18 protein-coding genes and 2 other annotated features are annotated in these 21,804 nt (G+C 37.6%); of the genes, 16 read left to right on the top strand and 2 right to left on the bottom strand.

What is annotated here, in order from left to right; all coding sequences use genetic code 11:
- Positions 1 to 406 precede the first annotated feature (406 nt).
- The 11 genes from BN3107_RS17065 (at position 407) to trpA (ending at position 13,141) form a co-directional block, all read left to right on the top strand.
- Positions 407 to 1,951, top strand: coding sequence for a bifunctional metallophosphatase/5'-nucleotidase (locus tag BN3107_RS17065; protein ID WP_058308823.1), 1,545 nt, complete (start codon positions 407 to 409; stop codon positions 1,949 to 1,951).
- Positions 1,952 to 2,358: 407 nt separating this feature from the next.
- Complete coding sequence (locus BN3107_RS17060; RefSeq protein ID WP_058308822.1) at positions 2,359 to 3,165, top strand: 3D domain-containing protein; 807 nt, start codon at positions 2,359 to 2,361, stop codon at positions 3,163 to 3,165.
- Positions 3,166 to 3,360: 195 nt separating this feature from the next.
- The gene (locus tag BN3107_RS17055; protein WP_058308821.1) at positions 3,361 to 4,653 is read left to right on the top strand and encodes a Gfo/Idh/MocA family protein; all 1,293 of its coding nucleotides are present in this window, start codon (positions 3,361 to 3,363) and stop codon (positions 4,651 to 4,653) included.
- 930 nt (positions 4,654 to 5,583) lie between these two features.
- A complete protein-coding gene (locus tag BN3107_RS17050) occupies positions 5,584 to 6,132 on the top strand; it encodes a 3-dehydroquinate synthase II (protein WP_058308820.1) in 549 nt (182 codons plus the stop codon).
- A gap of 84 nt (positions 6,133 to 6,216) precedes the next feature.
- Positions 6,217 to 6,462, top strand: a binding site (T-box leader).
- A gap of 35 nt (positions 6,463 to 6,497) precedes the next feature.
- Positions 6,498 to 6,719 (top strand) — a binding site (T-box leader).
- Positions 6,720 to 6,784: 65 nt separating this feature from the next.
- On the top strand, positions 6,785 to 8,164 hold the full coding sequence (trpE, locus tag BN3107_RS17045) for an anthranilate synthase component I (protein WP_058308819.1): 1,380 nt from the start codon (positions 6,785 to 6,787) through the stop codon (positions 8,162 to 8,164).
- Positions 8,161 to 8,748, top strand: coding sequence for an anthranilate synthase component II (locus BN3107_RS17040; RefSeq protein WP_058308818.1), 588 nt, complete (start codon positions 8,161 to 8,163; stop codon positions 8,746 to 8,748). Before trpE ends, BN3107_RS17040 begins: the two co-directional genes overlap by 4 nt.
- Positions 8,745 to 9,770: an anthranilate phosphoribosyltransferase gene (gene trpD / locus BN3107_RS17035; protein WP_058308817.1), complete on the top strand. Its 1,026-nt coding sequence runs from the start codon at positions 8,745 to 8,747 to the stop codon at positions 9,768 to 9,770. Before BN3107_RS17040 ends, trpD begins: the two co-directional genes overlap by 4 nt.
- 1 nt (position 9,771) lies before the next feature.
- Positions 9,772 to 10,551 carry an indole-3-glycerol phosphate synthase TrpC gene (gene trpC / locus BN3107_RS17030; RefSeq protein ID WP_058308816.1) on the top strand — a complete coding sequence of 260 codons (780 nt, stop codon included), beginning with the start codon at positions 9,772 to 9,774 and terminating at the stop codon, positions 10,549 to 10,551.
- 2 nt (positions 10,552 to 10,553) lie between these two features.
- Positions 10,554 to 11,180: a phosphoribosylanthranilate isomerase gene (locus BN3107_RS17025; protein WP_058308815.1), complete on the top strand. Its 627-nt coding sequence runs from the start codon at positions 10,554 to 10,556 to the stop codon at positions 11,178 to 11,180.
- Entirely contained in the window at positions 11,167 to 12,372 is a 1,206-nt protein-coding gene (gene trpB, locus BN3107_RS17020; RefSeq protein WP_058308814.1) for a tryptophan synthase subunit beta, read from the top strand. The genes BN3107_RS17025 and trpB overlap by 14 nt, the downstream gene beginning before the upstream one ends.
- A complete protein-coding gene (gene trpA, locus BN3107_RS17015; RefSeq protein ID WP_058308813.1) occupies positions 12,365 to 13,141 on the top strand; it encodes a tryptophan synthase subunit alpha in 777 nt (258 codons plus the stop codon). The genes trpB and trpA overlap by 8 nt, the downstream gene beginning before the upstream one ends.
- A gap of 269 nt (positions 13,142 to 13,410) precedes the next feature.
- On the opposite strand, the gene BN3107_RS17010 is transcribed toward trpA, so the two are convergent.
- Entirely contained in the window at positions 13,411 to 15,030 is a 1,620-nt protein-coding gene (locus BN3107_RS17010) for an ABC-F family ATP-binding cassette domain-containing protein (RefSeq protein WP_058308812.1), read from the bottom strand.
- A gap of 124 nt (positions 15,031 to 15,154) precedes the next feature.
- Between BN3107_RS17010 and BN3107_RS17005 the strand changes: the two genes are divergently transcribed.
- The 3 genes from BN3107_RS17005 (at position 15,155) to BN3107_RS16995 (ending at position 19,700) form a co-directional block, all read left to right on the top strand.
- Positions 15,155 to 16,039: an AraC family transcriptional regulator gene (locus BN3107_RS17005; RefSeq protein ID WP_058308811.1), complete on the top strand. Its 885-nt coding sequence runs from the start codon at positions 15,155 to 15,157 to the stop codon at positions 16,037 to 16,039.
- Between the two features lie 117 nt (positions 16,040 to 16,156).
- Complete coding sequence (gene melA, locus BN3107_RS17000; RefSeq protein WP_058308810.1) at positions 16,157 to 17,455, top strand: alpha-glucosidase/alpha-galactosidase; 1,299 nt, start codon at positions 16,157 to 16,159, stop codon at positions 17,453 to 17,455.
- Positions 17,456 to 17,474: 19 nt separating this feature from the next.
- Positions 17,475 to 19,700, top strand: coding sequence for an alpha-galactosidase (locus BN3107_RS16995; protein ID WP_058308809.1), 2,226 nt, complete (start codon positions 17,475 to 17,477; stop codon positions 19,698 to 19,700).
- An 89-nt stretch (positions 19,701 to 19,789) separates the two neighbouring features.
- On the opposite strand, the gene BN3107_RS16990 is transcribed toward BN3107_RS16995, so the two are convergent.
- Positions 19,790 to 20,446: a YczE/YyaS/YitT family protein gene (locus BN3107_RS16990; RefSeq protein WP_058308808.1), complete on the bottom strand. Its 657-nt coding sequence runs from the start codon at positions 20,444 to 20,446 to the stop codon at positions 19,790 to 19,792.
- Between the two features lie 368 nt (positions 20,447 to 20,814).
- Here BN3107_RS16990 and BN3107_RS16985 point away from each other — a divergent pair, with 368 nt between their 5' ends.
- Together BN3107_RS16985 and BN3107_RS16980 are read left to right on the top strand one after the other, a co-directional pair.
- Entirely contained in the window at positions 20,815 to 21,378 is a 564-nt protein-coding gene (locus BN3107_RS16985; RefSeq protein ID WP_058308807.1) for a sulfurtransferase TusA family protein, read from the top strand.
- 29 nt (positions 21,379 to 21,407) lie between these two features.
- Positions 21,408 to 21,803, top strand: coding sequence for a DsrE/DsrF/DrsH-like family protein (locus tag BN3107_RS16980; protein ID WP_058308806.1), 396 nt, complete (start codon positions 21,408 to 21,410; stop codon positions 21,801 to 21,803).
- The last annotated feature ends 1 nt before the right edge of the window (position 21,804 follow it).

Genomic DNA, 21,804 nt, shown 5'->3' with positions numbered 1-21,804 from the left:
GGAAACACTTTGAAAGCTTGCTTGAAAAGATGTTGACTTATGCCCGTGGTAAAAGCGAAGTAAATGGACGGAGCTTTTACCTAGCATTCATCATACTTTCAAAATTGTCACAACTTCGCAGTTTGTGTCTGTTAATTATGTTAACAATCGAAAAGATTAAATAGATGTCTTGGTAATATAATAGATAGTAGGTACAAAAAAGAATGCCGATGAGATAGTTCATCGGCAAAAGAAAAAGGGGCTATCATTTTGTGAGAAAGCAATCTTTGCAGCATTGCTCAATTTGGAACACTTTAACTATAGCAAATCAATGAAAACTGGGTGTTAAATCCAAGTAAAGATATTGTAAACTTTTTCCTAAATAAGAAAAAGATCGTTATAATAGACGAAAAGGGGGATAATCTAGATGAAACTATCAATATGTGTAACTAGCGATATACATGGCTATATTACACCTAGCAATTATCGTAACGGTGAAGAAGAAAATATGGGATTAGCGAAAGTAGCTTCACTAGTAAATAAAATTAGAAAAAATAATGAAACCGTCCTAATAGATAATGGCGATTTTATCCAAGGAAGTCCGTTTACTTATTATTTTGCTAAAAAGGCAACAGATCAAAAAAATCCAATGATTAAGGTTGCAAATCAATTAAAGTATGATCTTGCGGTAATTGGTAATCATGAATTCAATTATGGTATGGACTTTTTACAAACAGCTGTCAGTGAATCAGATTTCCCTTGGTTATCTGCAAATGTAGTAAATAAAAAAGATCAAGAACCCTTTTTAGGAAAGCCTTATGTGATTAAGCAAATTGCCGACATGCGAATTGCTGTATTAGGCATGACAACACATTATATTCCTAATTGGGAAGATCCCAATCATATAAAAGATCTATATTTTGAAGACGTATGTGAGTCCACAAAAAAGTGGGTGCCATTGATTCATGAGTTAGAAAAGCCAGATTTGATGGTGGTTAGTTATCATGGTGGGGTGGAGCGAGATCCTAATACAGGAGAACCTACAGAAGAATTGACAGGTGAGAATCAAGCCTATCAAATTTGTCAAGAAGTAGAAGGTATTGATTTGTTGATAACGGGACATCAACATCGCTTTTTAACTGGAGAAATTAATGGCGTTCAATTTGTACAAGCTGGGAACAATGGGCAAGCAATTGCAGAGATAAAAATTGAGTACGATAAAAAAATCAAATCTATTACACCGACACTTCACTACGTAGATAACGAAACAGAGGCGGATCTTCATATAATCGAGCTAATAAAGGAAGATGAAAAACAAGTTCAAGACTTTCTGGATCAAACAATCACGACAGTTGAAGGTGATATGGAAATAACAGATCCGATGGCAGTTCGTTTGAATGGTCACCCATTTATTCATTATATTAATCAATTACAAATGAAGGTAGCGGAAGTTGATATATCTTGTACAGCTCTATTTCACGATAACTCCCCCGGTTTTCCGAAACAGGTAACAATGAGAGATATCGTATCAAATTATATATACCCTAATACTTTAAAAGTGTTAAAAGTGAGTGGCCATGATATCAAAGCGGCACTAGAAAAAGCGGCTAGCTATTTTCAAGCAGAGGGTGGGGAAATAGTGGTAAGTCCAAGCTTTTTAACCCCTAAGCCACAACCCTATAACTATGATATGTGGCAAGGTATTTATTACGAAATAGTGGTATCTAATCCGATCGGTGAGCGAGTGATAACAATCGATTATCAAGGTAAATCTATGGATATGGATCAAACTTATCATGTTGTAATGAATAATTATCGTGCAAGTGGCGGGGGGGACTACTCCATGTTTAAAGGCAAAGAAGTAGTGAAAGATATTCCATTGGATATGACAGAAGTAATTGCAAACGACCTCTTAAGCAGAGAAAAATTAAAAGCAGAAAACGAAAAACACTTCCGAATATCCCTGAACTAATGCAATCCTGTATTAAATGATGAAATTAATTCATTGATAGATCTTCACGGGAATAGTGATGCTGTTGACGGGAAATATGATTCGCTTCACGGGAATTCACTTTTATTCCCGTGAAGAACAGAAGGATTCCTGTCAAGAAAGAAGGAATTCCCGTCAAGAACTTTTAAATTCTCATATATATTAAAGTCACCGAGTTCAATGTTTGCGTCTATTAATAAAAGTGGTATTTTTATAGAAAATATTACGAAAACATGTATAAAATCTATTAATGTTGCCCCATAATGACGAATGTGACAAGCCATTGTAATATAGTAACTTTTGTTACAGACTCTTAAACTCTCTGTAACCACAAGGGGTATTAATCTGTGTTATATTGGTCCTTGTCAACACGAAAGGAGGCAACATTGATGAGAAAATTTTTAGTGTCAATGGGTTTTGTTGCAACTAGCTTCTTTATTGTGCTACCACTTTCGGCAGCAGAATATGAAGTAGAAAAGGGAGATAGTTTGTGGAAAATCGCAGAAGAACATAATACATCAGTTGCAGAACTTAAGGAGATTAACAAACTAGATTCAGAGGTCATTCAACCAAAACAAATATTAGAGATAGATAAAGAGATCACTTACATTGTGGAAAGAGGAGATTCATTAAGTAGAATCGCAGAAGAACATAATGTGACAGTCGATGAAATAAAAGAATGGAATAACCTTGAAACAGACTTGATCATTATTGGTGAAAAATTAACGATCAAAGAAGTAGAAGAAGATCAGTCTGAATCTAATCAAGAAGCAGAAGAAACAAGTAATCAAGAAGAAACACCGGAAGCATCTGAACCAAAAGTAGAGAAGAAAGAAGCAGAAGAATCAACTAAAACTAAAGAAGAGAACAATAAAGAGGCTAAAGAAGCTTCTTCAAGTCAAGATGGTGAAACTATAACAGTGTCAGCAACTGCTTATACAGCAAAATGTGAAGGTTGCTCAGGAATCACTGCAACAGGGATTAACTTGCTAGAAAATCCTAACATGAAACTTATTGCTGTCGATCCAAATGTCATTCCGCTAGGAACTAGAGTGCATGTGGAAGGATATGGTGAAGCAATTGCAGGAGATACCGGTGGAGCCATCAACGGCAACAAAATTGACTTACACGTTCCAACAAAAGACGAAGCATATGCTTGGGGTAGAAGAACAGTAGATGTAACAATATTAGATTAACAATGTAAGTTGAAACTCTCTCGTTGTAACGGGAGAGTTTTTTGTTTGGAAAAAGTGAACCTCTTTTATCCAAAAAACACGAAAACAAAAATTATTAGATTATAAGTTGCTATTTTAAGATTAATATTTTATAATTTTAACAACGTTGTTATTTTAAAATGTGAACGATTTCAAAAATGATTAGGGGTGTTCGAATTGAAGAAGAAATATGTATTGATTGGAACTGGTGGCCGTGCCGAATTTTTTTACGGGGCAATGGTGCAGGATTTTCAAGACACGTGTGAATTGGTAGCGTTTTCTGATTCGAATCAAACAAGGTTAGATTATGCGAATACGTTATTGGAAAATAAATATCGCGTAGAGAAAATAAACACGTATACAGCAGACCGTTTTGATGAAATGATCGAAACAGAGAAACCAGACATTGTTATTGTAACTTCTATGGATAGAACACATCATCGTTACATTATACGAGCAATGGAACTAGGTTGCGACGTCATTACGGAAAAACCGATGACCGTTGATGCGGAAAAAACACAAGAAATTATTGATGCTATTGAAAGAACTGGTCAGAATGTTCGGGTAACATTTAATTACCGATATGCACCACACAATACCAAAATTCGGGAGTTAATCCGTGATGGAGTAATTGGTCAAGTCAATTCCGTTCATTTTGAATGGGCGCTAGATACTCAACATGGTGCAGATTACTTCCGCCGTTGGCATCGAGATAAACGTAATAGTGGTGGTTTGCTCGTGCATAAGTCAACACATCATTTTGACTTAGTCAATTTTTGGCTGGATACAGAGCCCGATGTGGTATATGCTACGGGTGGTCTTCGTTTTTATGGGAAAGAAAATGCTGAGGAACGTGGGGTTACACAGTTTTATGAAAGGGCACACGGAAGTGACTATGCGAAGGAAGATCCGTTTGCCATTGATTTAGAATCAAATGAACACCTTAAATCCATGTATCTGGATGCTGAAAAAGAAGATGGCTATCATCGAGATCAGAGTGTATTTGGTGACGGGATCAATATTGAAGATACGTTAGGTGTCAATGTAACCTATAAAAACAAAGCAATTTTAACCTATTCTTTAAATGCTTATTTACCTTGGGAAGGATTTCAAATTGCATTTAATGGAACGAAAGGTCGAATTGAAGTGCAAGTACGTGAACAGTCCTATATAAATTCTGGTGGAGAAAAAAGTGACGAAGGTAAATTAGATGAAAAAACACTCCGAGTATTACCGATGTTTGGCGAACCCTATGAAGTGGAAGTAGAAGAAAAAGAGGGTGGCCATGGTGGTGGTGATCCTGAATTACTAAATGACTTATTTGGTGTACCAGCAGATGACGAGTTTAATCGTGCAGCCTCTCATGTTGACGGCGCTATATCTATCTTAACAGGTATTGCCGGTAATAAATCACTAGCAACAGGGCAAGCCGTAAAAGTCGATGATTTAGTTGATCTTAAAAGAAGATAAAGATAGAAAAGAAGAACATAAATTGCTCTTAACTTAAAACACGCACAATCCGCTATGCGTTGTTACGCAATAAATGGAAAGTACTACAGTTTTGTGGTGGTAATTATGAGATGTTGTAAGTGTGTAGAATCCGCTTCGGCTTGCCCACTTCCCTTTCCGTGGGGTTTTCCATTCAGCTAACTTTTCCAAGCGAAAACCGCATGGAAAAGTGGATCTTCATGGAAAATAATCCCACTGGAGTGAAAGTGGCCGCCTACGCTTAATTGAGTTGTACAACTTTTGCAAATGCTAGCATTTTGGAGTGTTACAAATATAAGCTTATATTGCTAATAATCATAAGTAATTCTAGAAGCCATTTATGATTGATATGGAATAAAGCCAACATGATTATTCTTACGTAAGTTGTAGAGCATTAACAAGTGTAGGCGTCGGCTTCCACTCCTGCGGGATGTTTTTATCCGAAGATCCACTTTTTAAGCGCTTTCTGCTTAAAAAGTTAGCTGAGGATAAAAACCCGCGGAAAGGGAAGCCGACAAGCCGGAGCGATTGCCAAGCACAAATAAACTCTCAAAATTACCTCCTAAGTTATGTCGCATAATCCTTCTACTACGAATAAAATCCAAACGATCGAAAATAGCTTTCGAAATCGTTTGGATTTTTCTAATTTGAGAATTCTTTTGTCTCAATCTTTTGTTGTTTCTTCTATTTTTCCTGCTCCATTTCGATAACATCGTCGTTTACAGAATGGGTACTCGTGCTGTACCCAACTACACTGAAGCCAACAATCAATAGAAGAAATAACACTACTAATAACTTGCGCATAGTTACCCTCCCATTTGTAAATCCAAGATATATTGTATATGATTATCGTTATGAAAGCTATGTAATTTCTGTGGAAAAAGGCACAAAATTATGAACGGAGGTTAAAATGTGGAAAGTAACCTACAAGAAGCTGAAATCATCCGCATTGAGTCAATTGGAGAAGGATCCCGAGTCTGCTTAGATTTTGTTGATCATTTAGAGCCGACAGAAGGCATTCTGTTAGGAAATACAGGCCATGGTTATCTATTTGTCTTAGCCGAAAATCGCACAACTGATACGTATCCGGCCAGACCATTTCGTATTAATAGTGGAGCGATCCATCATTATGTCGTAAAAGAAGCTTCAAAGACAGCCTATTTAGCCGAATTGAAACCTGGTGACAAAATTACAGTCTTAAATGCAAATGGTGAAACACGTCAGGTTGCACTTGGTCGAGTAAAAATAGAAAAGCGTCCATTAATGCGCGTCGTTACCCGTATTGCTAACATTGAAGTTTCAGCAACCCTTCAAGAGGCGGATAGTGTCCATTTGTTAGCGTCAAATTATAAAGAAAAACAAGCAATATCGCTAGTAGAGGGTGATCGAGTTTTAGTGCAATTAGATCAGCCTGGTCGTCATCTAGGTGAAAAAATCGAAGAAGAGATCATCGAATACTAAAGATCCGTAAATTTTCTGAAAATTTAATGGAAAGTCGTTGACAAAACCATGTGAGCGTACTATGATAGTAACAACAATTTAAACGAATTGGCATTGACGAAGAGAAGTAGCTTATCGCCTGCACAAAAGAGAGCTGATGGTTGGTGTGAATCAGTGTGCAAGATTAAGTGAATGGACTTCCGAGCCCCAAACCGAACGTATGTCTAGTAGGCTTTGGCGAGAGATCCACTCGTTGCAAAGGGATAGTGTTAAATAATTTTTATTTGGCATGAAAAGTGAGCTGTTTTAATAGCTAACAAAGGTGGTACCACGGGTTTCCTCGTCCTTTTAGGATGTGGAAACCCTTTTTGTATAGGTAATTATAACTTAAATCAATGAGAAGGATTAGTACATTTTCCCGCTGTAGACAAGAGAGCCGGAATTGCTGGAAACCGGTATACAAGGAAATTGGAATGGACCTTTGAGAGTGCTCTAGAAACAACAGTACAGAGCAACGGCTTATCCTCGTTAATGGATCAAACAAGTGGAAGGCGAGGTAATGGCCTTCAAATAGTGGTGGCACCACGGTAGAAATAACCGTCCCTATTCCATACATCGATGTATGAATAGGGACTTTTTTAATACAAGAAATTAAATAAAGGAGTCGAAGCAAATGGTCAACTATAAAAGTACGGCACTTAACGGTGATACGATCACACCTATCTCAGTCTATAATCGGATCGAAGGAAAGAAGAAATTTTTACTGGAAAGCTCTGTTAATCACGGAGAAAAAGGACGTTTTTCGTTTATCGGGTTAAATCCTTATAAAGAAATAATTGGCAGCGCAAATGAAACAACAGTAATTAATCATACCAAAGGGACCAATGAAAAAGTGCAGCAAAAACCTTTGGAAGTTGTAAAGGCGCATATCCCAAAAGAAGAGTTACCATTACCCTATGCCTTTTACGGTGGAGCAATTGGCTATATCGGTTACGATGCGATTCGTCAATATGAAGATATCGGCACTCTATTAGAAGATGAAATTGACATGCCAGATGTTCATATGATGTTTTATCAAGATGTGATTGTGTTCGACCATATGAAACAAAAAATCACAATGATGACAATTAATTTAGACGGTACAAGAGACGATGACACACTAGATGAAAAATTGCATCAGCTTCAAGATCAAATCTGGACACCAGAAACGACCATGTCTGATGAAGAATTACATGTCAGTTTCAATCCATCGATTGCAAAAGAAACCTATTTAAAAATGGTTGAAACAGCAAAACAACATATAATCGACGGTGATATTTTTCAAGTGGTATTATCACAACGTATGAAGGCGAGCTTTGATGCAGATCCGTTTACCTTCTATCGTAGATTACGAGTATCCAACCCATCTCCATATATGTATTTTATCGATTTTGATGACTATATTGTATTGGGGGCATCACCTGAAAGTTTAATAAAAACAACGGGTAAGCATGTGGTAACAAATCCGATTGCAGGTACAAGACCAAGAGGAAAATCAGAAGCAGAAGATCAGCAATTAGCAACCGAATTATTAGCGGATGAAAAAGAATTAGCAGAACACAAGATGTTAGTAGATTTAAGTCGTAATGACCTTGGGCGTGTTTGTGAAATTGGTTCGATTACGATCCCTAAATATATGATGATTGAACGTTATCAACATGTGATGCACATTGTCTCCGAGGTTCACGGGGAATTAACAGCAGATTATACAGGGTTAGATGCATTGATATCTACTTTACCCGCTGGAACAGTTTCAGGGGCACCAAAAATTCGAGCGATGCAAATTATTAATGATCTTGAAGACAAGAAACGCGGTGTTTATGCAGGAGCAGTCGGTTACATTAATATGAACGGCGACTTGGACCTGGCGTTGGCCATTCGAACAATGGTGATCAAAGGACAGAACGCCTATGTACAAGCAGGAGCGGGCGTTGTTTATGACTCTGACCCCGAATCGGAATACCAAGAAACCTTAAATAAAGCCAAATCGTTATTGGAGGTAACTAAGAGATGATTCTTTTAATCGATAATTATGATTCCTTTACGTATAACCTGTTTCAATATATGTCAGAGCTAGGAAAAGAAATTGAAGTGGTTCGAAATGACAAAATAACATTAGATGAAATCAGACAAAAAAGTCCAGAGGCCATTATTCTTTCACCAGGACCAGGAACACCAAATGAGGCTGGTATTTGTATCGACATCGTTAAACATCTAGCAAGCGAATTTCCGATTCTAGGTATCTGTCTAGGCCACCAGGCAATTGGTGCCGCATATGGTGCAACGGTAACACACGCTCGCCAAATCAAACACGGAAAAACATCAATGATCCGCCATCAAAATGATGAGATTTTTAATTATCTCGAGCAACCTTTAGAAGTGATGCGTTATCATTCTCTAGTGATTGAAAAAAATACACTACCTGATGAACTATTAGTAACAGCAACCGCCATGGATGATCAGGAAATTATGGCTGTAAAACATACCTATCTGCCAGTTTATGGACTGCAATTTCATCCAGAGTCGATTGGAACGGGAAAAGGCAAGAAGTTATTAAATAATTTCTTTGAAGCGATCAGAAAGGGGCAAAAAGCATGAAACAATTTTTGAAAAAAGTGATGGAGAAAGAAAATTTGACACTAGCAGAAATGGAAGAAGCAGCAAGATATATTTTTGCAGAAGATACAAGCGATATTGCAATCGGCGCATTCTTATCGGCATTAAAGACAAAAGGAGAAACAGTTGATGAAATTACCGGTTTAGTAAACGTTATGTTAGAAATCTCTCCACTTGCGTTGCCTGATGAGCTGACAGATGCTATGGATAACTGTGGTACAGGTGGGGACGGTTCGCAGAGTTTTAATGTTAGTACGACATCCGCTTTTGTTATTGCAGGTGCAGGAATCACGGTAGCGAAACACGGTAATCGCAGTATATCAAGTAAGACAGGAAGTGCAGATGTATTAGAAAATTTGGGTGTGCCATTAGAATTTACTCGACCAGAAACGTATGAGATATTAAAAGAAAACGGTATTGCCTTTTTGTTCGCACCAAATGTTCATCCAGCAATGAAACGTGCAATGAAAGTTAGAAAAGAATTAGGTGTTCCAACCATTTTTAATGTAATTGGACCATTAACGAATCCAGTTAAGTTAACCTCCCAATTAATGGGGACTTATCGTCGTGATTCATTAGAAACAATGGCAGCCGTGTTGCATAAGTTAGGTCGCAAGCGAGCATTGATTATTAACGGTGCAGGTTATATGGATGAAGCCTCTTTAGCTGGTGAAAATCATTTGGTATTATTAGAAAAGGGAGAAATAATGAAATTCACCCTAAAACCAGAGGAAGTTGGTTTGCCAACAGTAGATAATGAGCAAATTAAGGGCGGCGATTCCAAGGAAAATGCTGAGATTTTACGAAATGTCTTGGAAGGAAAACAAGGACCACACAGAGATACCGTATTACTAAATGCAGGGTTAGGCATTTTCGCCAATGGAAAAGCAGAAACCGTACAACAAGGTGTTGAGCTAGCGCGTGAGTCGATTGATTCAGGTGCAGCGTTAGCGAAATTAGATAATCTGATCACCATTAGTAATCGAATTAAACAAGAGGTGTAATATGACCATTTTAAATAAAATTTTAGCGGAAAAAGAAAAAGAAGTAGCAGATTTAAAGCAAAATTATCAGCCTGGCTCAATTAAAGGGAAAAAAATAAAGGTCTCCTTATATGAAAGCTTTATGAAATCAGACAAAATGAGCATTATTGCTGAAATGAAACGTGCTTCACCTTCAAAAGGGTTAATCAATGATGGGGTCGAACCAGCTGAACAAGGACAGCTTTATCAAGCCTGCGGAGCTGGAGCCATCTCCGTATTAACCGATACACCTTTTTTTCAAGGGAAGATGGAAGACATGCAAGCAGTCAGAGAAGTCGTAGATATACCGGTTCTAAATAAGGATTTTATCATTGATGAGATTCAAATTGACCGTGCCTTTGATGCCGGTGCCAATCTGATATTATTAATTGCAGCAGCTTTGCCTGAAGAAAGGTTAGCCACACTATACAACTATGCATCTGAAAAAGGATTAGAAATTTTGTTCGAGGTGCATAACGAAGAAGAATTAGCGGTTGCACAACGAATCGGTGCCAACATTATTGGTATTAACAACCGCGATCTCAAAACCTTTGAAGTAGATCTTGCTGTCACAGAAAAGTTGGCAGCAAAAATAGATACGACGAAAACCCTTTTGATCAGTGAGAGTGGTATGAAGGAAAAAGCGGATGTTGAACGGGTGAAACGAGCTGGTGCAAGAGGTATACTTGTTGGAGAAACAATGATGCGCTCGGTTGATCTAAAAGAAACGTTTGATATCTTAAGAGTGCCGTTAGGAGAATAGTTATGGTACAAGTAAAAATTTGTGGACTCCGTAATAAGGAAGCGATCCAAGCTGCAGTAGAAGCTGATGTCGATTTTATCGGTTTTGTTTTTGCCGAAAGTAAGCGAAGAGTTACCATGGAGGAAGCGGTAGATCTTGCGCAATATGTACCCGATCAAGTTAAAAAAGTAGGCGTCTTTGTTAACGAATCAATCGAGACAATTGAGGAAATTGCAGAAGCAGTCGGACTGGATTATGTGCAGTTACATGGTGACGAGACACCTGCCTTTTGCGAGCAACTAGAATTGCCAGTGATTAAGGCTTTTGAAGTAAAGACTGAAGAAGATCTGGATCGTGTCGCAGCATATAATTGTGCCTATTATTTATTAGATAGTCCAGGAGGTAAATACCGCGGTGGTAGTGGTGAGACCTTTGATTGGTCTTTGGTACAAAATAACAACTTTTTAACGAAAAAAATCTTACTTGCAGGTGGTTTAAAAGTAGACAATGTCGAAGAAGCCATTAAAGAAGTAGTGCCAGCTGGAGTGGATGTTTCCAGTGGTGTTGAGACAGATGGTGTCAAAGATTTAGAAAAAATAAAAGCATTTTTAGATGCAGCAAAGAAAGGTGATACGAATGGCGAAATATAATGCACCAAATGAAACCGGCCATTATGGCGATTATGGTGGGCGTTTTGTACCTGAAACCCTAATGCCAGCCGTTTTAGAATTGGAGAAAGCCTATAAAGACGCAATCCAGGATCAAGCATTCTTAGACGAATTCGATTATTACTTAAAGGAATACGTTGGACGAGAAACACCACTTTATTATGCAGAACGTTTTTCAAAAAAATTAGGTGGACCGAAAATTTATTTGAAACGAGAAGACTTAAATCATACCGGTGCCCATAAGATCAATAATGCCCTCGGTCAAGCATTACTAACCGTTCGTATGGGTAAGAAAAAAGTTGTAGCCGAAACTGGAGCAGGTCAACATGGTGTTGCAACGGCAACTGTCTGTGCTTTACTAGGTTTAGAATGTGTGATTTTTATGGGGAAAGAAGATGTGCGTCGTCAAAAATTAAATGTGTTCCGTATGGAATTATTAGGCGCGCGTGTTGAAAGTGTGGATCAAGGTAGTGGAACATTAAAAGATGCCGTTAATGAGGCATTGCGATACTGGGTTAGTAATGTTGACGATACCCATTATATTATCGGATCTGTAGTAGGTCCGCACCCATTCCCGCAAATTGTACGTGATTTCCAGAGTATGATCGGATCAGAAACCAAAAAACAAGTACAGAAAATAGAAGGCCGCTTGCCAGATGCTGTAGTCGCATGTATTGGTGGTGGAAGTAATTCAATGGGCATGTTCTATCCTTTTGTGGAAGATGAAGAAGTTCGCCTATATGGTGTCGAAGCAGGTGGTAAAGGTGTCGATACCGATCAACATGCCGTGACCTTAAGCTACGGAAAAAAAGGTATTCTGCACGGTACCATGACTTACCTTTTGCAGGATGATAATGGGCAAATTCAAGAAGCGCATTCGATTTCTGCTGGTTTAGACTATCCTGGTGTAGGTCCTGAACATAGTCACCTGCGTGATATCGGCCGTGTCAACTATGTCGATATTACCGATCAGGAAGCTTTGGAAGGACTGCAGGAACTTTCAAGAGCAGAAGGAATCATTCCAGCGCTTGAAAGCTCTCATGCAATTGCCTATGCGACGAAACTTGCAAAAGAAATGAAAGAAGAAGAAATCATGGTGATCTGTCTCTCCGGTAGAGGGGATAAAGATGTCGAAACGGTAAGAGAAGCGTTGGGTGGTGAAGCAAATGGGTAAAGCAAAAATAGATCAGGCGTTTAAGCAAGTATTTGATCGAGGAGATAAAGCCTTTGTTCCTTATATTATGGCCGGCGATGGAGGCTTAGATCAATTAGATGAGCAGTTAGCGTTTTTAGAAGAAGCAGGGGCAACCGTCGTTGAACTAGGTATTGCTTTTTCTGATCCAGTAGCAGATGGTCCAACCATTCAAGAAGCGGGTCTGCGTGCATTAGCTGATGGTGTATCTTTAAGTGCGGTATTAGAAACACTGAAAAAAAGCAAAACAGAACGTAATATTCCAATCGTTTTGATGACTTATATTAACCCAATTCATACGTATGGAATCGAAGCATTTGCAAAAAGTTGTGAGGAAGCTGGTGTCGATGGATTAATTATTCCTGATTTGCCATTAGAGGAAGAAGGTTTGATTGTACCAACCTTACAAGAAAATGAAATAGCGTTGATTCGTTTAGCAGCTTTAACGAGTACAGAAGAACGTTTAACCGAAATAGCAAAACGAACAGAAGGTTTTCTATATGCGGTAACAGTAACTGGAACAACCGGTGCACGTGCATCATTCCAAGACGATTTAGGTGCTCACCTAGCTGCATTAAGAGAAAAAAGTAATGCACCAGTTCTAGCAGGATTTGGTGTATCAACTCCAGAGCACGTCCGCTCATTAACGGAGCACTGTGATGGAGTAATTGTCGGTAGTAAAATTGTCGATTCATTATATAAAAACGATCGCCAAACCATCCAACAATTAATCGCATCAGCTCGCCAATAAAAAAGCCGCTTGAGGGCCTCGTCCTCAAGCGCTTTTTTATGGAAGAAGAGCGCCCAAAATGCAAGAAGAGCGCCCAAAATGCAAGAAGAGCGCCCAAAATGCAAGAAGAGCGCCCAAAATGCAAGAAGAGCGCCCAAAATGCAAGAAGAGCGCCCAAAATGCAAGAAGAGCGCCCAAAATGCAAGAAGAGCGCCCAAAATGCAAGAAGAGCAGCACCAAATTACAATAAGAACTACAAAAAAGAGCTAGCAACAAGCTAGCTCTTCCATTTACGCATACATTGCAGCAATTTCTTTTTGTAATTTACGATCTGCCACATACTCATCATAGCTAATTTCCTTATCGACAATTCCATTAGGAGTAATTTCGATTAGGCGATTCGCAATACTATTAATGAATTGGTGGTCGTGTGATGTAAACAGAATCGAACCTTTAAACTTAATTAAACCATTGTTAACAGAAGTGATCGACTCTAAATCCAAGTGGTTAGTCGGTTCATCCATTACTAACACATTGGAATTACTAAGCATCATTTTTGATAACATACAACGCACTTTTTCCCCACCAGATAAAACATTTGCTTTTTTCAATGCTTCTTCTCCAGAGAATAGCATACGTCCAAGGAATCCTCGCAAGAATGTTTCCGTTTGATCATCTGGAGAATATTGACGGAGCCACTCCACTAGAGTCATATTATTTCCTTCAAAGAACTTGGAATTGTCTTTAGGAAAGTAAGACTGTGAAGTAGTCACGCCCCATGTATAACTTCCTTCGTCCGGTTCCATTTCGCCCATTAAAATGTCAAACAAAACAGATTTTGCCTGTTCATGTGGACCGATAAAGGCTACTTTATCATATGGTTTTAACGTAAAGCTAACATTATCTAACAACTTCACACCATCAATAGTTTTGGAAAGACCTTCTACACGTAATAAGTCATTACCAATTTCACGACCTGGTTGAAATGCTACATAAGGATAGCGGCGAGAAGATGGTTTAATATCATCTAACGTAATATTATCCAGCATTTTCTTGCGAGAAGTTGCTTGTTTTGATTTAGATGCATTCGCACTAAAACGAGCGATAAAGTTTTGTAGATCTTGTATTTTTTCTTCTTTTTTCTTATTTTGATCTTTTGCCATTTGTAGAGCTAATTGGCTTGATTCGTACCAAAAATCGTAATTTCCAATAAACATTTCAATTTTCCCATAATCCACGTCCGCTATATGTGTACACACTTTATTTAAAAAGTGACGATCGTGAGAAACAACTATTACCGTATTTTCGAAATTAATTAGGAATTCTTCTAGCCATTTTATTGCATGGATATCCAAGTGGTTGGTAGGCTCATCTAATAATAAAATATCAGGGTTACCAAATAATGCTTGAGCAAGTAATACTTTTACTTTCTCTGAACCAGACAGATCTGCCATTTTTTTCGTGTGAAGAGCTTCCTCAATCCCTAGCCCTTTTAATAGAATAGCTGCATCAGATTCTGCTTCCCAACCATTCATCTCAGCAAATTCACCTTCTAATTCAGCAGCACGCATGCCGTCTTCTTCGGTAAACTCACCTTTTGCATAAATCGCATCTTTTTCCTGCATTACTTCATATAAACGAGTGTGACCCATCATCACCGTTTTTAATACTTCATGTTCCTCATAAGCAAAGTGGTCCTGTTTTAAAACAGCGAGTCGCTCGCCTTTTCCTAATGAAACATGACCAGACTGTGGATCGAGTTCACCAGATAATATTTTTAAAAAAGTTGATTTACCGGCGCCGTTTGCACCAATCAGTCCATAACAATTTCCTGCGGTAAACTTAATATTGACATCTTCAAATAATTTTTTATCACCAAAACGTAAACTTACATTCGTTGCTTGTAGCATATTTTCATAATTCCTCCATTATCTCATATCATAAAGCAAGCTTAAGCGATTTGGAGAGGTAAGTCAATTAAAGGAGTGATTTTCTCGGAAAATTCGTTATGATAGAGAGAAGGGAGTGATCAAATTGCTATCTTATTCACAACATAGTTCATACGGATTTCGGTTCAAAGGACAGCACCAAGAACGAGTCGCTGGACTACATTCAATAGGGAAGGAAATAAGAACTAACCATAGTTATAGATGGGACGGACTAACTAGAGGTGAGTATGGAAGAGTCGTATTTCAATATACCTTAAGTGGTCAAGGTGCTATCCAGATTGGAAACAACATATATTCGCTGAAAAAAGGGGAAGCTTTCTTTGTAAAGTTGCCAAGTGATCATTGTTACTTCCTTCCAGATAATTCTGACAAATGGGAATTTGTTTATATAACTGTTTACGGAGAAGAAGCTCTGCAAAATTTTGAGTGGCTTACAGAAAAATATGGCCACCTTTTCAAAATGCCGAGCCATTCGCGTCCGATAAAACACATACTAAGAATGCTTGAAATTACTGAAACTGTCGGGATTAATCATAGCTATGAAGCATCAGGGTTTGCATACTCATTTTTAATGGAACTAACGGAGTATTTAGAATACGAGCAACAAAAAAAAGGAGATTTACCGCTCGCTGTAGCAAAAGCAGTAACCTTTTTGGATACTAATTATACAAAAGATATTAGTCTAAATGATATCGTAGCAGTTTCTGGACTGTCAAAGTATCATTTTACACGGTTATTTTCCAATACATTAAACGAAACACCTATCCAATATTTAACGAAAATACGAATGGAGCGTGCCTTGGATTTATTACAACATACGGACCAGTCAATAGAGCATATTGCTAGATCTGTCGGTTATTCTAGTAGTAATTATTTTAGTAAAGTATTTAAAAATGCTCTAAAAGAAACGCCAAGTAGTTACCGTCAGAATAAGTCAGTTATGCCAGTCGATCGCTTATTTATTGATTAAACGAAAAAAGCAATATTTTACTCATATTAAAATTATTTACGATTGAAAACGCTTGTTTATCTCTTTAATATAAAAGTATATGATAGCAATATTATATTTTTATAAGGAGGAAATCATATGTCTAAGATTACATTTCTAGGTGCTGGTAGTACGGTTTTTGCAAAAAATGTTTTAGGTGATTGTATGACAGTTGAGGCTTTACAGGATTTTGAATTTGCCTTATTTGATATTGATCAAGAACGATTGAATGATTCAGAGAAAATGCTGAATAATATGAAGAAAAGTCTGAAATCAAATGTAACGATAAAAGCTTATCATGATCGTAAGGAAGCATTACGAGGAGCAAAATATGTGATCAATGCTATACAAGTAGGTGGTTATGATCCGTGTACAATCACTGATTTTGAGGTACCTAAGAAATATGGACTACGCCAGACCATTGCCGATACATTGGGGATTGGCGGTATTTTCCGAAACTTACGTACAATCCCTGTAATGCAAGCTTTTGCTCGAGATATGAAAGAAGTTTGCCCAGATGCTTGGTTCTTAAATTACACGAATCCAATGGCAGTTCTTACCAATGTGATGTTACAGGAAGGGATAAAGACTGTAGGACTTTGCCATAGTGTACAAGTATGTGCCGACCACTTGTTAGATTCATTATATATGCCAAAAGATAATGTTCAATGGAAGATTGCAGGTATTAATCATATGGCATGGTTACTTGAAATCACTCGAAATGGGGAAGATTTGTATCCGGAAATTAAACAACGAGCAAAAGAAAAACAAAAGGAAAAACATGCAGATATGGTCCGTTTTGAATTAATGGATAAGTTTGGCTATTATGTAACCGAATCATCTGAGCATAATGCAGAATACCATCCTTACTTCATTAAAAGTCGGTACCCAGAATTAATTGACCGATTTAATATTCCGCTAGATGAATACCCACGTCGTTGTGTCAATCAAATAGAAGATTGGAAAAAGATGCGTGATGACTTAGTCCATGACCAGAACTTGCAACATGAGCGTACTCATGAATATGGATCGTATATTATTGAAGCAATCGAAACCGATAAGCCTTTCAAAATTGGCGGAAATGTGCTAAATACAGGACGCTTGATTAGCAATTTACCAGAAAATGCAGTAGTAGAAGTGCCATGTTTAGTGGATGCAAGCGGAATTACACCAACCTACGTGGGAGATTTACCGGAACAGCTCGCTGCTTTAAATAGAACCAATATTAATACCCAATTATTAACGATAGAAGCTGCACGCACCCAAAAGAAAGAAAAAATATATCAAGCAGCGATGTTAGATCCACATACAGCAGCCGAATTATCGATGGATGATATTATCGCGTTATGTGATGATTTGATTGAAGCACATGGTGATTGGTTGCCAAACTATCAATAAGAGATAAAGGAGAATCAACATGGCAATAACGTTCAACAAAAAAACAAATGAATTTCACTTACAAACAAATAACACCAGTTATATTTTCACAGTACTCGAAAATCAACAACTAGGACAGCTTTACTATGGTAAAAAAATCAGACATAAAGATTCCTTCCAACATTTACTTGTCAAAGGTAATCGCCCTAATACGCCTTATTTAAAAGAAGGTGATATGAATTTCACCTTAGAACAAACCAAACAAGAGTATCCGAGTTATGGTACAACAGATTCTCGTGAACCAGCCTTTCAATTATTACAGGAAAATGGCAGCAGAATCACTGATTTTCAATATAAAGAACACAAAATCTATTCAGGAAAACCGAAATTAACGGGTCTCCCTGCAACGTATGCGGAATCTGGAGATCAAGTCGAAACACTAGAAATCACACTATATGATGCACTAATTGATGTGGAGTTAACATTATTATACTCCGTCTTTGAAGAGATGGATGCGATCACGAGAAGTGCAAGATTTGATAACAAAGGATCAGAAAAAGTCAATATTACAAGAGCGATGAGTGCCAATCTTGATTTATTTGACGCAGACTATGAAATGATCCAGCTTTCAGGGGCTTGGGCGCGGGAAAGACATGTAAAAACACGCAAGTTGGAAACAGGTATTCAAAATATCTCTACAGCGCGAGGTACAGCCAGTGGCCATAACAACCCGTTCTTTGCTTTGAAACGACCAAATACGACCGAATTCCAAGGAGAAGTATTCGGCTTTAGTCTAGTATATAGTGGTAATTTTCTTGCACAGGTAGAAGTGGATTACTTAGATGTTGCCCGTGTTAGCTTAGGAATCAATCCATTCGATTTTAATTGGTTACTTGAAGCAAAACAAAGTTTCCAAACACCAGAAGTAGTGATGACATATTCTGATCAAGGCTTGAATGGCATGAGTCAAAACTTCCATCATTTATATCAAAAACGTCTCGCACGTGGAAAATGGCGTGATCAAGTTCGCCCGGTTTTAACGAATAACTGGGAAGGAACTTACTTTGAATTTAATGAAGAAAAAATTGTTGAAATGGCAAAACAATCGAAAGAATTAGGTGTTGAATTATTTGTGCTGGACGATGGTTGGTTTGGTAAGCGTGATGACGATACCACTTCACTAGGTGATTGGTTTGTCGATAAGCGAAAACTTCCAAACGGAATTAAAGGCTTAGCAGAAAAAGTAACGGCTCTCGATATGGATTTTGGACTTTGGTTTGAACCAGAAATGGTCTCCAAAGTAAGTGAATTGTATGAAAAACATCCAGATTGGATCATTCATGTTCCGAATCGTAATCACTCACATGGACGTAATCAATATGTCCTGGACTTTTCGCGAAAAGAAGTAGTTGATGCACTGTATGAGATGATGTCTGTGATCTTACGAGATGCGCCAATTTCTTATGTGAAATGGGATATGAACCGTTTTATGACCGAGATTGGCTCTGCTGCACTTCCTGCTGACAGACAACAGGAAGTAGCACATCGATATATTTTAGGTGTGTATGATTTATATGAACGACTGACTTCTGAATTTCCTGATGTGCTATTTGAGTCGTGCGCGAGCGGTGGTATGCGTTTTGATCCAGGAATGCTCTATTATGCACCACAAGCATGGACGAGTGATGACACAGATGCCGTGGAGCGTTTGAAAATTCAGTATGGAAGTTCCTTAGTTTATCCTTTAAGTTCAATGGGGGCACACGTCTCTGATATACCTAATCACCAGGTAGGTCGTTCTACAAGTTTGAAAATGAGAGCAGAAGTTGCGTTCTTTGGTGCATTTGGATATGAATTAGACGTAACAACGATGAATGATCAAGATAAAAAAGAGATGAAACAACAAATCGAATTTTTCAAAAAGCATCGTTCATTATTTCAATTTGGTACCTTCTACCGTATCGAAAGTCCTTTTGAAAAAGACGGTAATCGTACCACATGGATGGTGGTAACAGAAGATCAATCAAAAGCAATTGTTGCCGATTACCATATACTCTGCCGTCCAAATGAAAGGTTTAAACGTCTATTATTAAAAGGTTTAGACTCTGAAGCAACGTATCAAATTGAAGGATATGAAGGGTTTTATTATGGAGATGAACTAATGGAAGTTGGTATTCAATTAGACCATCACATCTTCCGCGAACTGGATGAATTCGAAGTTCCAGGAGACTTTTACTCACGTTTATTTATATTAAACAGACAATAACAAACAAAGAGAAACCGATCGATACAAATTTTAGGGTGAATTTGTTATCGACCGGTTTTTTGTTATGATAAGATATGATAAAAAGAGTACTATTTATGTGCTGGTATTGGTGTTAATTTCTCTTCGTTGTTTGCTTCAAGCATTGGCTCTGCTACTTTGATACGGAAGAACTGAACTAATGGACCAGTGAAGAATGCAAAGATAACGGTAGCAACTCCAACTATCGCACCAAATGAAAAACCAATGATTACACAAGTGATATCCGTCATTATTCTAGCGATGGCAAAAGGAATCTTCCTATTTGTCACCTTCTCAACAACAAAAGCTAAGGCATCGTATGGAGCCATGCCTATCTTCGGTGTAATATATAAAGCCACTCCTGAACTCGCAAATAAAACCGCAGCCAACATCATGATGATTCTGACTACTAATAACTCAATATTTTCGAAAAATAAATGGTAACTATACACAAAAAAGTCTGAAACAAAGCCGATGCTCACCATGTTAATGATAGTACCGATACCGATTGAACTTCGATAAAACAAAATAACAATGATTAATAACAAAAAATTAAAAAGTAATTGGTAGACTCCAAAAGATAAGTTGAAGAAATTACTTAAACCAAGATTAATCGTTGTAAAAGGATCTGTTCCCAGTGTGCTTAATCGCAAAAATGAGACGGCAATCCCAATAAATAAGTTTCCGATTACAATCATGATAAGTTTCTTCAGTAGTTGCTGATTCATTACGTTGTCTCCTTCTATGTTTACAAATAATATTATTAGGAAAAATATATTAGTAAGCTGTATTTATCTAAATAAATTTAACTTAATAAGAGAACAAATTGCTTGTGTTCCTTCTTGATTATATCGAATTAAAGTACTTATGAATAGAAGTTATGCCTGAAAATATAAGTTTTTATTGTAATTGTGAATAGAGTTAGAACATATTCAATCCAAGTCTTAAAAAAACATTTTGAAAAAGAGGTTGACATAGGACATCATATTTTGTATAGTTATACCCACAGGGGTAATTAAAGCTGTTTTAAACATTGAAAAAGGTCATATTTTTTTAAAATAAAATATACCCTAACAGGTATTTAGGAGGTACTAATATGGAAAGCATAAAAACAAATCAAGTATTAGACGCAAAAGGTTTAGCATGCCCAATGCCAATTGTTAAGACAAAGAAAGCAATTAACGAATTAGAAGCAGGTCAGGTCATCGAAGTACAAGCAACAGATAAAGGGTCCACAGCAGATATTGAAGCATGGGCGAAAAGCTCAGGGCATCAATATTTAGGAACAAAAGAAGATGGAGATGTTTTAAAACACTATCTGCGCAAATCTTCTGATGAAGAGACAACAGAGAAAAAACACCCACACACCGTAACAAACGACGAATTAACCGAAAAATTAACAGCCAATGAGGACATTGTAGTGCTAGATGTAAGAGAAGAAGCGGAATATGCATTTGGTCATATACCTGGCGCTGTATCTATTCCTCTTGGTGAATTAGATGAACGTCAACAAGAGCTAGATAAGGACAAGGACATTTATGTTGTGTGTCGCACAGGTAGTAGAAGTGATTTAGCTTCACAAAAGCTATCAGAAAATGGTTATGCTAATGTTGTTAATGTTTTACCAGGCATGAGTGAATGGAATGGAGAAACAGAATAAATAAATATTGCAAATAGGAGGAAATGAACATGAGTGAAAAAGTAGCAATTATCGCAAGTAACGGTGGTTTATTTGACGCTTATAAAGTATACAATATAGCAACTGCAGCAGCGGCTTCAGATAAAGAGGTAGCGATTTTCTTTACATTTGAAGGATTGAATTTAATTCATAAAGAGGCACATCACAATCTGCCAATGCCAGAAGGAAAAGAACATTATGCAGAAGGGTTTCAAAAAGCAAATGTTCCTTCGATCCCTGAATTAGTGGAAATGGCAAAAGAATTAGGTGTGACATTTATCGGATGTCAAATGACAATGGACGCAATGCAATTAGAAAAAGAAGACTTCATTGATGGAATTGACGTAGGTGGCGCAGTATCCTTTTTAGAATTTGCCAAAGACGCGAACGTAAGCCTAACTTTCTAAT

It is taken from the genome of Gracilibacillus massiliensis (assembly GCF_001458115.1).
Classification (GTDB): Bacteria; Bacillota; Bacilli; order Bacillales; family Amphibacillaceae; genus Gracilibacillus; species Gracilibacillus massiliensis.
Note: the sequence above shows the minus strand (reverse complement) of the source record. Positions and strands in the feature narration are given on the sequence as shown.

Bases quoted from the DNA above. Each gene is read 5' to 3' on its own strand.
- trpD (WP_058308817.1), top strand. From the start codon at position 8,745: ATGAAACAATTTTTGAAAAAAGTGATGGAGAAAGAAAATTTGACACTA.
- trpE (WP_058308819.1), top strand. From the start codon at position 6,785: ATGGTCAACTATAAAAGTACGGCACTTAACGGTGATACGATCACACCT.
- BN3107_RS17060 (WP_058308822.1), top strand. From the start codon at position 2,359: ATGAGAAAATTTTTAGTGTCAATGGGTTTTGTTGCAACTAGCTTCTTT.
- BN3107_RS16980 (WP_058308806.1), top strand. From the start codon at position 21,408: ATGAGTGAAAAAGTAGCAATTATCGCAAGTAACGGTGGTTTATTTGAC.
- trpA (WP_058308813.1), top strand. From the start codon at position 12,365: ATGGGTAAAGCAAAAATAGATCAGGCGTTTAAGCAAGTATTTGATCGA.
- BN3107_RS16990 (WP_058308808.1), bottom strand. From the start codon at position 20,446: ATGAATCAGCAACTACTGAAGAAACTTATCATGATTGTAATCGGAAAC.
- BN3107_RS17025 (WP_058308815.1), top strand. From the start codon at position 10,554: ATGGTACAAGTAAAAATTTGTGGACTCCGTAATAAGGAAGCGATCCAA.
- trpB (WP_058308814.1), top strand. From the start codon at position 11,167: ATGGCGAAATATAATGCACCAAATGAAACCGGCCATTATGGCGATTAT.
- BN3107_RS17010 (WP_058308812.1), bottom strand. From the start codon at position 15,030: ATGCTACAAGCAACGAATGTAAGTTTACGTTTTGGTGATAAAAAATTA.
- BN3107_RS16985 (WP_058308807.1), top strand. From the start codon at position 20,815: ATGGAAAGCATAAAAACAAATCAAGTATTAGACGCAAAAGGTTTAGCA.
- BN3107_RS17065 (WP_058308823.1), top strand. From the start codon at position 407: ATGAAACTATCAATATGTGTAACTAGCGATATACATGGCTATATTACA.
- BN3107_RS17040 (WP_058308818.1), top strand. From the start codon at position 8,161: ATGATTCTTTTAATCGATAATTATGATTCCTTTACGTATAACCTGTTT.
- trpC (WP_058308816.1), top strand. From the start codon at position 9,772: ATGACCATTTTAAATAAAATTTTAGCGGAAAAAGAAAAAGAAGTAGCA.
- BN3107_RS16995 (WP_058308809.1), top strand. From the start codon at position 17,475: ATGGCAATAACGTTCAACAAAAAAACAAATGAATTTCACTTACAAACA.
- melA (WP_058308810.1), top strand. From the start codon at position 16,157: ATGTCTAAGATTACATTTCTAGGTGCTGGTAGTACGGTTTTTGCAAAA.